Origin of the sequence: Trichloromonas sp. (assembly GCF_041583255.1) — a bacterium.
Lineage (GTDB): Bacteria > Desulfobacterota > Desulfuromonadia > Desulfuromonadales > Trichloromonadaceae > Trichloromonas.
Map to the genome: position 1 here is coordinate 1 of NZ_JBFHGD010000155.1, position 8,149 is coordinate 8,149.

Consider the following 8,149-nt stretch of genomic DNA (forward strand, 5'->3'; position numbering starts at 1 on the left):
CAGATTATCAGCTTGATCAAAAGAGTACCCCCCGTACCCCCCTTGGATGCTGGCTCCGCTGACCCAGGCGTAGGGGATGTTGGTAGCAAACAAGGTTGCCGGCACAAGTAGTAACAAGCCCAAAAGGTAAGCAAGTGAACTGATCATTTTCATGGTGGCCTCCAATCTCGTGTGCAGGCTGCCGATCACGTGTCTGTTGTATTTGTGGAATTAGCAATGAAAATGCCAGTTTTTTAAGGTGGTGTGTTTACTAATGATTTTGCTCTCGAGGTCGGATGAAATAAACAACGCAAACCGGATTTTGTAAACAAAACCGACTAGCTGTAAAGTTTATTGACGTTTTTGCGACAACAATTTTAGACAAAAAAGCGGCCAGGCCGAGGCGAGACCAAAACGGGACAACAAACGGGACAACAAAGGGGTCGCGGCTACACAGACAACAAAGGGGTCGCGGCTACACATGCCACAGAAATCCGCCGCTGATTGCCCCCCCAAATATCACCAAGCGAACTGTAAATAAAATACGCACCTGAAACAGAACGGCCGCGGCCAAAAGGGCCGCGGTCGTTCTGTTTCGGTGATAGATGCTGGATCGCTTAGCGCGGATGCTGCAGATACTCGTGGATGGCGGCCGCCCCCTGCTTGCCGTCCCCCATGGCCAGGATCACCGTGGCCCCGCCGCGGACGATATCGCCGCCGGCGAAAACCCCGGGCAGGCTGGTTGCCCCGCTCGGCGCGGCCTCGATGTTGCCCCAGCGGTTCAGCTCCAGCTCCGGGGCCGTCGCCGTCAGCAGCGGATTGGCGCGGGTGCCGAGGGCGTTGACCACCACGTCGACCTCCAGATCGAAAATATCGCCGGCCACGGGCACCGGCCGCCGCCGTCCCGAGGCGTCCGGTTCGCCGAGCGCCATCCGCTGGCAGCGAAGGGCCCGGGCCCAGCCGCTGTCGTCGCCGACGACCTCCAGCGGTGAGCTGAGCAGGACGAATTCGACCCCTTCTTCGCGGGCGTGGTGGATCTCTTCGGCGCGGGCGGGCATCTCCGCTCCGGTTCGCCGGTAGACCAGCATGGCCCGTTCGGCGCCGAGCCGGCGGGCGGTTCGGACGCAGTCCATGGCGGTGTTGCCGCCGCCGATGACCGCCACCTGGCGCCCGCACAGAATCGGGGTCCGGGCCGCCGGGTCCAGGCCGGCGCCCATCAGGTTAACCCGGGTCAGGTACTCGTTGGCAGCGTAGACCCCCTTTAGGTTTTCGCCGGGGATCCCCAGCATTACCGGCAGACCGGCACCGTTGCCGATAAAGACGGCGTCGAATTCGTCGCGCAGCTGCTGCAGGGTCAGCGTTTTGCCGATGATGACGTTGCACTCGATATCCACCCCGGAGCGCACCAAACGCCCCACCTCGCTGTCGATGATCCGCTTGGGCAGGCGGAACTCGGGGATGCCGTAGCGCAGGACCCCGCCGGTGTCGTGCAGGGCCTCGAAAATGACCACCTCGTGCCCCAGGCGGGTCAGCTCGCCGGCCGCCGTCAGCCCGGCAGGGCCGCAGCCGACCACCGCCACCCGTTTTCCTGTAAGGGCGGAAGCGGGTTCAGCGGCGGCAAGCCGGCCGGGATGAGCCATCGCCCAGTCGGCGACGAAACGCTCGAGGTAGCCGATGGCGACCGGCGTCCCCTTGACGCCGCGTACGCAGTGCGCTTCGCACTGGACTTCCTGCGGGCAGACCCGCCCGCAGACCGCCGGCAGGGCGTTGTCTTTCTGCAGAATCGCCGCGGCGTTCTCCAGGTCGCCGGCGGCGAGGGCGGTGACGAACTCGGGAATCGAGACGTCCACCGGGCAGCCTTCGACGCACTTGCGACTTTTGCAGTTCAGGCAGCGCTGCGCCTCGCGAACCGCCTCGGCTTCAGAGAGCCCCAGGTTGACTTCGGCGAAGTTGCGGCTGCGCGCGCCGGCCTCCTGCGCGGGCATCAGTACCCGCTCGATCGCCATGCGTTCTTTTATACTCAGAGTCTCTGTCATCGCACCTGATCCGTATGAAGGTTGCTGTTTCGGGGCTCAGCCAAGCCGGCAGCCGGCGGCGTGGTCCTGGTACATGGTGAGGCGATCGGCCAGCGTGGCAAAATTGACCAGGTGGCCGTCGAACTCGGGACCGTCGACGCAGGCGAACCTGGATTCACCGTCCACCTCGACGCGGCAGCCGCCGCACATCCCGGTGCCGTCGATCATGATCGGATTGAGGCTGACGATGGTCTTGATGCCGGCCGGCCGGGTCAACTCGGCGACCGCCCGCATCATCGGCACCGGCCCGACGGCAAAGACCGCTTCAGGGCGGCGGGCAGGATCCGCAATCAGCTCGGCGAGCTCGGCGGTAACGAACCCCTGCCGCCCGCAGCTGCCGTCCTCGGTGGTAATCTTGACCGCGGCGGAAAACACGGCCAGTTCGTCGGCGAGGATGATGTACGGCGCCGAGCGCCCGCCGATAATCGTGGTGACCTCGTTGCCGATCTGCGCCAGGGCCTTGGCCATGGGGTAGAGGACGGCAGTGCCGACCCCGCCGCCGACGCAGGCGACGCGCCCCCAGCGCTCCATTTCGGTCGCCATGCCCAGGGGGCCGGCCACGTCCTGCAAGGCCCCGCCGGCCGGCACCGCGACGATGCGCCGGGTCGAGGCGCCGATCGCCTGGATGAAGAGGCTGATCGTTCCGGCCTTCGGATCGGCATCGCCGATGGTCAGGGGGATGCGTTCCTCGCCGACTGCGGCGCGAACGATGACGAACTGTCCCGCCTGCCGGGCGGCGGCGACGCGCGGGGCGCGGATCACCATCCGGTGCAGGCGGGGGGCAAGGGTCTCGTTGCGAATAACTTCAAACATGAGGAATCATCCTGTCTCGGCAAATTTGCGTCCCGGCGCCGCCCGCGAAGAGCGGGCGCAACAACACCTGCCGGTAGCAAGGAGCGAAGGGCGTGCCAACTCCGGCGGCCGGGGCAGATCGGGCTATCTTCGCCCTGAAGTTGAATCGCCACGACAGCACTGCACCACTCTGGACCACCAGCCAGGCCCAACATGGCCCAGCTTGCGCCAGAAATGCACGCCGCGCTGGAGGCCGGCAATTCCGGGGTGAATTAGATTGCAGCAGGACGGATGGGAAAGGCGGGTATGTGCAGGCGCAGAAGCCGAATTCATCCTGACCGGGCTTGTGCAGCCGCAATTAGCTGATACTCTAATTGCTATGGTTATAATCTGCCCTGCAACAACACCGAACCCGCTCAAGGAGGCAATGGGATGAGACGACAACTTTGGCGCAGCGCGCTGGCGGCACTGATCTTGACTTTGGCTTGGAGCAACCCGGCTTTAGCGGCAGAAACAGTCGATGAAGCCAAGTGCTTTTCCTGTCATGGCCAGGTCAAAGAGATGAAGACGGGCTCCAACCACGCCGACCTCTCCTGCGACACCTGTCACTCGGAAATGGATGCCCACCTGAAAAACCCCAAAACCAAACCGGTGACCAGCCTCGAACTGGCGACCTGCGGCGACTGCCACGAAGATCAGTTCAAATCCTACTACCGGGTCAACTACGAAGCTCAAGCCCGCAAGGAAAAAGGATTGCCCACCGGCCGTTCGCCGATGCAGGACAAGCTGATCGCTCCTCACGGCTTCACCAAGGAGCATAACGAACCCCGCTCCCACCCCTTCATGGTCGTTGACCAGTTGGCCGTCGACCGCTTCGCCGGTGGCCGCTACCAGTTCAAAGACATGTACGGCGTGGTGCGGCCTGGCAAGACCTGGGACGTGCTGGTCGATACCGGCAAGACCCTGCCCCACACCGCCAAGGCCGGCAACCCGGTCTGCCTGCAGTGCAAAACCTCCGACCTGGTGCTGACCTGGAAATTCATGGGCGACAAGGACGAGCGCGCCAAGTGGGACCGCACCTCCGACGTCAACGAACTGATCAAGGATGTCCACAACCCGGTCGGCTGTATCCATTGCCATGACCCCCACGGCACCCAGCCGCGCATCATCCGCGACGCCCTCATCGGGGGGATCGAACGTGATGGCGCCCGTCCTTACGACGCCGACAAGGGCCAGGGCAAGGTCAAGGTGGTCAACTTCCGCGATTTCCGCAAAATCGGCGTGCTCACCAAGATGGACTCCAACCTGCTCTGCGGCCAGTGCCACGTCGAATACAACTGCAACCCGGGCTTCGAGCCGGAAAGCGGCGACAAGGTGGCCATGGCTGACCGCCGCGCCAATCACTTCCCGATGAAGAACGCCCTCGATCTGCTGGCCCACTACGACAAGCTCAAATTCCGCGATTTCAAACATGCGGTCACCGGTGCCCGGCTGATCAAACTGCAGCACCCGGAGATGGAAACCTACTGGGGCAGCGTCCACGACAAGGCCGGCGTCCAGTGCCACAACTGCCATATGCCCAAGGAAAAGAACTCCAGCGGCGCCACCTTCACCACCCATCAGGTGGTGCGGCCGAAGGATCATGTCGAGCAGGCCTGCATGGGCTGCCACCCCGATGCGACCGCCGAGGAGAAGCTTTACCAGATCCAGGCCGTGCAGAACTACACCCGCGGCAAGATGCGCGAGTCCGAAGCCTACCTGGGCGAGCTGATCGATACCTTCGCTGCGGCTCAAAAGGCCGGCGTAGCCGAGCCGGTGCTGGCCGAGGCCCGCAAGCAGCACGAGATCGCTCATGTGCTCTGGGAGTGGTGGACCGCCGAGAACAGCGACGGCTGGCACAATCCCGGCCTGGCCAAAGAAAGCCTGAACGAGTCGATCACCGCCTCACAGAAGGGGATCGCCCTGCTCAAAGAAGCGCTGAATAAATAGCGACAGACAGGGGTGGATGGACAAAGGCCTGCCGAGTTTTCGGCAGGCCTTTTTTGTCTGCAATTTGAATTCACCCGGCTCCCGTGCCCGCCTACTGCCGCCCCCCCATCCGACCGGCAGCCGCCCTTCCTGCCAAAATAAAACGCCACCCCAGCATATATGCTCCACAAAAGGGAGCCCGCCAACCTCCGGCCGCCCCCCATCGGCACAGTCAGGGCCGATTCGGGGCATAAAGAACCACATCGACACAGCCACCCAGAAAATCATCGACTGCTTTTTTAACTGTCTTTTCGGCTACCTGCAGGCGTAAACGCCATGGCACGAAGTTCGCTTAAAGCCCGACCAAACTCGTGCAACCCTGTTCTATCCAACCGGGCTGCGACCCCATTAATCCCATGAAATGCACAGGAGAAAAAGATGAAAAAGGCCCTCGTATTACTGCTGTTCCTGGTCGGGGTATACCCGACCGCCGCTGGTGCCGAATTCTTGGTCGGCGGCGTCAACGGCTGGCAGCTCACCACCGACGGCATGGTCAATCTGTTCGCCATCCATACCAGCGGTGACGAACGCCCTCTGGACGTAAACAACGGCATTACCCTCTCCGACGGGGAGGATTCATTTCGCATCCGCTCCGGCTTCCTCCCCGGCCTGCTGGCCTTCAACGTGAACGCTCCCGAAATCAACGGCCTGACCATGAAAGCCCGGGTCGGCTTTTATCCCAACCCGCAGAACGCCAACACCAAAAACAGTTTCAGCACCCAGATCGATTTGCGCGAGGTGTTCTTCACCGTTGAAGGCACTTTCGGCCAGGTCCTCTTCGGTAAAGCCCTGAGCCTGTTTCAGGGCCAGAACGCCCTTTCCGGCATGACCCTGATGGGCACCGGCATCAATGCCGCGGCCGCCGGCGGCACGACACTTGGCAACATCGGCTACGGTTACATCTATCCCCAATTCAACGCCCAGATGCGCTACACCACTCCGGAACGTGCCGGCGTCAAGGCCGCAATCGGAATCTACGACCCTTCCGTGATCCGCACCGCCGACGGCCCTGAAGCCACGGTCACCAAGGCACCGCGACTGGAAGCCGAGATAAACTGGCAGCGGCAGCTCGGCAAACTCGCCCTTCACACCTGGATCAGCGGCCTGTACCAGGAAGCCGAATTCGAAGAGACCGGCAAAGAGGTTACCGCGCAGGGAATCGCCGGCGGCCTGCAGGTCGGTTACGCAGGAGTCGACCTGGTTCTTTCCGGGTTCAACGGCAGCGGACTCGGCTCGACCTTGATGCTCGACACCGACTCTTTGGACCCGGTCGGCGAAGAGCGGGACAGCCAGGGGGGGCTCGCTCAACTGTGTTACGCATGGAACGACACCAAGGTCGGGGTGGCCTACGGTGCAAACAGCATCGACGAAACCCGCCACGAAAAGAGCGTACGCCAGACTGGCGGGGTTTCGGAACTGGAGGCCCAGCGCATGCTGACCTTTGGCGTGTATCATGACATCAACAGCCACCTGAAGCTGGTTGCGGAATACAGTCAGGCCGAAAACGAATGGTTTGGCGGCCAGCAACAGGATGTCAACATCGCCAGCCTTGGCACCTTTTTCCGCTGGTAACAGGGGAAGCCGCACCGAATGATGGCCGGGAGGCGTGTCCCGCGGGGAAAGCCTCCCGGCCCGAATCTAACAGGGGGTTCACCGCAACATCTGTCTCTCTTGGCGACAATCAAAGGCTGGCAGAATTTCCGGCCGGCCCTTCAAAGGGGGAAGTTAAGAACGCTTTTTCTTCCGCCAAACCATCATCCCGGCAAGGCCAGCGCCTAAAAGAGCGAAGGTAGAAGGTTCGGGAACCACGTTAGTTGTATTTGCGCCAGTTCGGTCTGACAGCAGCGCGTAGTCAAATCCGTAGAAATCGCTAGACTGATTGCGATCAATAACGACATCCAAAATGCCGGTGAGATTAATTGAGTCCAACACGTTCTGGTCCAGATCGAAGAAACGAACCATTGTTGACGGGTAGCCGTCGTTGAAAGCCCAATTTTGAACAATGCCGTTGTAGGTTACACTTACCGGGCCAAAGGTTGAGGCCTGAAAATCAGCCATATCAAACCACATGCTGCCCTCCGTCCAACCACTACCTAGACCAGTAAAAGAAAATGTGGCTACAGTGCCAGGCTGTGGGCTGAAACCCGGATGCGTCGTGCTGTAGGTATCCGTAAATTGTGCGCCATTGGTTGCTGCTGCTTCAGCAGCACTGCGGAAGTCTTTGATGGGGGTGACGAATGTGTGATTGGCATTGTCAGGAATCCCAATCCCATAGCCATCATCGTCACCGATCATCCAGGTAGTTGCCCAGGCCGGGCTCGTTATTAGCGCCAAGACTGCCGTAACAATAAGAGTTTTCATCTTAACAATCTCCTCTCCTTTTGTTTAACAACTAGTGATTCAAACATTATGTAAATCCTGCATCGACAGCCCCTACTGTTTTTAGCCTGCCTTTTACTTTTGCGGGGAATCATTAATTCTTACTTATCCTGATACATGTTTTATGCCAAATTATTCACATCATCATTACGAGATGTTACATCGCTTTAATGTTAATCGACTCACAATACTGTAAATTTTTTCGACAACAAGTGCCGGAAGTGGAGACGTTGTTTATTTACTGAATTTCTTTTCGAATTCAAACAATTCAACAAAACATAAATGTCGCTGAATCTTTAATGACATATGACTCTTATGTCGACAGAAAAAAGACCAATGGCCTCTGCAACAGACCGCGATGCAATATCGGCAGTGCGCTTCCGCATTGAAATCGAGGTGGATCACCAGCGTGCAAAAGGTGACCTCAGCGGCCGAGGCGCATGCGTTTGTCATGGCCATCAAGGTCGAATTCTCCGACATTAACCACAACTGCCGGGCCTACCTGGTCGGTTCGCCCGGCAGCAGCGACCAGATGATCGGCCTGAGCCACGCTGGCGAACCGCACGGCGTCGCCGTCGGCCGATGCTGACCACCTTTCAGCACAGCGGCCTAAGCGACACGGCGATGCTGGTCACCCGTCACTTCGACGGCATCAAGCTCGGCAAGAGGGGCAACCTTCCGAAATTCTTAATTCAGAGAATTGATACCGCCGCATGGTGGCCCAAAAAAAATGCTATACTTAATTTTCGTTTCTCACGGATGCATCTGATCAGTCCTCGAGAGAGTTGTTGCCCCTGGTCCGTACAACCACCAGACAAGGTGATCCATGCGCTGTCCTGCTGACTCCCCCAAAAACAAGAAAAACGACTTACGGGAAAGTCTGATCGGACTGGGCG

At 59.8% G+C, this 8,149-nt stretch carries 6 protein-coding genes; 3 read left to right on the forward strand and 3 right to left on the reverse strand.

Annotated features, from left to right (window positions below; translation table 11 throughout):
• Window positions 1-596 precede the first annotated feature (596 nt).
• Entirely contained in the window at window positions 597-2,015 is a 1,419-nt protein-coding gene (gltA, locus tag ABYV89_RS12075; RefSeq protein WP_432823207.1) for an NADPH-dependent glutamate synthase, read from the reverse strand.
• A 36-nt stretch (window positions 2,016-2,051) separates the two neighbouring features.
• The gene (locus ABYV89_RS12080; RefSeq protein ID WP_432823208.1) at window positions 2,052-2,867 is read right to left on the reverse strand and encodes a sulfide/dihydroorotate dehydrogenase-like FAD/NAD-binding protein; all 816 of its coding nucleotides are present in this window, start codon (window positions 2,865-2,867) and stop codon (window positions 2,052-2,054) included.
• Between the two features lie 411 nt (window positions 2,868-3,278).
• Between ABYV89_RS12080 and ABYV89_RS12085 the strand changes: the two genes are divergently transcribed.
• Together ABYV89_RS12085 and ABYV89_RS12090 are read left to right on the forward strand one after the other, a co-directional pair.
• Window positions 3,279-4,835 (forward strand): ammonia-forming cytochrome c nitrite reductase subunit c552, encoded by a 1,557-nt coding sequence (locus tag ABYV89_RS12085; protein WP_432823209.1) that lies wholly within the window; start codon window positions 3,279-3,281, stop codon window positions 4,833-4,835.
• Window positions 4,836-5,252: 417 nt separating this feature from the next.
• Window positions 5,253-6,446 carry a porin gene (locus ABYV89_RS12090; RefSeq protein ID WP_432823210.1) on the forward strand — a complete coding sequence of 398 codons (1,194 nt, stop codon included), beginning with the start codon at window positions 5,253-5,255 and terminating at the stop codon, window positions 6,444-6,446.
• Between the two features lie 153 nt (window positions 6,447-6,599).
• On the opposite strand, the gene ABYV89_RS12095 is transcribed toward ABYV89_RS12090, so the two are convergent.
• On the reverse strand, window positions 6,600-7,235 hold the full coding sequence (locus tag ABYV89_RS12095; RefSeq protein WP_432823211.1) for a PEP-CTERM sorting domain-containing protein: 636 nt from the start codon (window positions 7,233-7,235) through the stop codon (window positions 6,600-6,602).
• Between the two features lie 427 nt (window positions 7,236-7,662).
• Here ABYV89_RS12095 and ABYV89_RS12100 point away from each other — a divergent pair, with 427 nt between their 5' ends.
• Window positions 7,663-7,842, forward strand: a complete 180-nt coding sequence (locus ABYV89_RS12100; protein WP_432823212.1) for a hypothetical protein — start codon at window positions 7,663-7,665, stop codon at window positions 7,840-7,842.
• Window positions 7,843-8,149 lie beyond the last annotated feature (307 nt).